The following is a 2,777-nucleotide window of genomic DNA, read 5'->3' as shown; positions in this document are numbered from 1 at the left end:
TGGTGCCGACGTCGGCCACTCGGACACCGGGGGTGCGCAGACCGACGATGGCACCGGCCATCGCCATCCGGTGATCGGCGTAGGAGCGCCAGGTTCCCCCGCGCAGCGGCGTCGCGGTGATCACCAGACCGTCCGGGGCCTCGGTGCAGTGGCCGCCGAGCCGGTTGATCTCGGTGGTCAGCGCGGCCAGCCGGTCGGTCTCGTGGCCGCGCAGGTGGGCGATGCCGGTCAGCCGCGACACCGATCCGTCGGCGGCCAGCGCGGCCAGCGCCGCCACCGCCGGGGCCAGCTCGCCGACGTCGTGCAGGTCGACGTCGAACCCGGGGTAGCTCGCCGGACCGCGCACCTCCAGATGCGAACCATGCTGGCGGACAACCGCATCCAGCCTCTTCAGGATGTCGACGACGGTCGCGGCCGGTTGCACGCTGGCCGCCGGCCAGCCGGTGATGCGTACGGTTCCGCCGGTGACCAGCGCCGCCGCCAGGAACGGCACCGCGTTGGAGACGTCCGGCTCGATCGCCCAGTGCCGGGCCGCCACGACACCCGGGCGCACCCGCCAGCGGTCGGCGGTGGCGTCGGCTGTGATGTCGACCCCGGCCTGGCGCAGCATGGCGACCGTCATCGCGATGTGCGGCGCGGACGGCAGCGCCGGACCGTCGTGCACCACGGTCAGCCCGGCGGTGAACGCCGCGCCGGCCAGCAGCAGCCCGGAGACGAACTGCGACGAGGCCGAGGCGTCGATGCGCACGTCGCCGCCGGCGATCGACCGGGCACCGCGGACCGAAAACGGCAGCCGGTCGCCGGTGACGTCGATGCCGAGGCCGCGCATCGCCGCCAGCAGCGGGGCGATCGGGCGGACCCGGGCCTGCTCGTCGCCGTCGAAGGTCACCGTCGCGGTGCCCAGCGCCGCCAGCGGCGGCACGAACCGCAGCACGGTGCCGGCCAGGCCGCAGTCGATGCGGGTGGCCGGGCCGGGGGAGACGGCGCCGCCGACGGTCAGCTCGCTGCCGTCGCCGCGGACCGCCACGCCCAGGCCGCCCAGCGCGGCGATCATCAGGTCGGTGTCGCGGCTGCGCAGCGCCCCGCCGATGGTCGATTCGCCGCGCCCCTGGGTGGCGGCGAGCGCGGCGAGCACCAACGCCCGGTTGGTCTGGGATTTGGAGCCGGGCACGGTCACCGTCGCGTCCACGGGCGTCGAGATCGTCGGTGCCGGCCAGAGCGTCACCGCTTCATCCTGCCAGTTCTGCCACCATGGAAGGCATGTGCGGGCGTTTCGCGATGACCACCGACCCGGCGCGGCTCGCCGAGCAGCTGCAGGCCGTCAATGAGATTCCAGCGGTGCCGGCCCCCGCGCCGAACTACAACGTGGCGCCGACGTCGGCGGTGGCAACCGTGGTCTGCCGGCACGGCGACCCCGAGGACGAGCCGACCCGGCGGATCCGGCTGATGCGCTGGGGGCTGGTGCCGCCGTGGGTGAAGGCCGGGCCGGACGGGGCGCCCGCGGGCGGCGGCCCGCTGCTGATCAACGCGCGCGCCGAGACGGTGCTGACCTCGCCGGTGTTTAGGGTCAGCGCCGCGCAGAGACGCTGCCTGGTCCCGATGGACGGGTTCTACGAGTGGCGGGTCAACCCGAACACCCCGGACGGCAGGAAGGCCGGCAAGACGCCGTACTACATCTCCGGCGGCGACGGGCAGACGCTGTTCGCGGCCGGGCTGTGGTCGATGTGGCGGGTGTCGCGCTCGGCTTCGCCGCTGCTGAGCTGCACCATCGTCACCACCGCCGCGGTCGGCAAGCTGGCCGGCATCCACGACCGGATGCCGCTGCTGCTGGCCGAACCCGACTTCGACGGCTGGCTGGGTCCGGACGCGCCGCTGGACCCGGCGCTGCTGACCCGGCCGCCGGAGCTGGCGCCGATCGCGGTGCGCGAGGTGTCACCGCTGGTCAACAGCGTGCGCAACGACGGTCCGAAGCTGATCGTGGCGGCCGAGCCGCAGCCGGAGCAGGCCACCCTGTTGTAGGTGCGCCCGGGAGGCCTACCGGCCGACCAGGAGCCTCTTCTCCGCGACGTACTCCTCGTCGGTCAGCACGCCCTCGCTGCGCAGCTCGGCCAGTTCGCGCAGCTCGATGTCGGCGCCCATCAGCAGGCCGAAGCTCGGCCGCAGCCGCTCCGTCGCCAGCTGCGGCTTGCTCGGCTTGCCGGTGGCCCGGCCGGCGGGACCACCGGACCGGCCGATGCCCGCGGTGGCCCGGCCGGCCAGGCCCGCGGTGGCCATCTCTCCGAGCGGGACCGCCGCCTCGCCGGCGGCGGCCGCCGCGGCCGCCGGCAGCACCGTGCCCGCCGCCGCGGCCGCTGTGGATGCCGCTGACGCCGGCACGGTCCAGGCCTGCGGCACCGACAGGCTGCTGACCAACGCTGCCCCGCCGACCCGGGCCGCCACCGGGACCACCGAGTTGGCCAGCCCGGCCAGCCCAGTAATGGGCAGCAGCTCGGCGCCGATCTCGGCCGCGCCGAGCACGTCGACCATGAAGGTGCCGAGCACGTCGATGCCGAAGGTGCCGACCGCGTCCACCACCAACTCGACACCGGCGACGGCGAGTTCGAACCCGGATGCGGCCACCCCGGCGGCGGTCGGCGCGGTCAGCGCCTGCAGGTTCTGGGTGATCGCGCTGGAGACGGCCTGGCCGTGGCCGGCCACGGCGCCGGCCCCGGACCGGCCGCCGGCGGCGGCCGGGGTGGTGGGGGTGGTGGCCTGCGGGGGCTGGCTGAACGGGGTGA

3 protein-coding genes are annotated in these 2,777 nt (G+C 75.2%); 1 reads left to right on the top strand and 2 read right to left on the bottom strand.

What is annotated here, in order from left to right:
- On the bottom strand, positions 1-1,225 hold a 1,225-nt coding region (aroA, locus tag AC2VNT_RS11155), incomplete at its 3' end, for a 3-phosphoshikimate 1-carboxyvinyltransferase (RefSeq protein ID WP_486946914.1).
- A gap of 35 nt (positions 1,226-1,260) precedes the next feature.
- Here aroA and AC2VNT_RS11150 point away from each other — a divergent pair.
- On the top strand, positions 1,261-2,019 hold the full coding sequence (locus AC2VNT_RS11150; protein WP_486946913.1) for an SOS response-associated peptidase: 759 nt from the start codon (positions 1,261-1,263) through the stop codon (positions 2,017-2,019).
- A 15-nt stretch (positions 2,020-2,034) separates the two neighbouring features.
- Here the strand turns inward: AC2VNT_RS11150 and AC2VNT_RS11145 are convergent.
- Positions 2,035-2,777 (bottom strand): PPE family protein, SVP subgroup (locus tag AC2VNT_RS11145; RefSeq protein WP_486946912.1); only part of this gene is annotated, 743 nt, incomplete at its 5' end.

The sequence above is a fragment of the Mycobacterium sp. TH-M15 genome (assembly GCF_057473705.1).
This window is presented reverse-complemented; position numbering and strand designations above follow the sequence as displayed.

What these genes read in the sequence shown, in the direction of transcription:
- AC2VNT_RS11150 (WP_486946913.1), top strand. Translation starts at nt 1,261, where the DNA reads ATGTGCGGGCGTTTCGCGATGACCACCGACCCGGCGCGGCTCGCCGAG.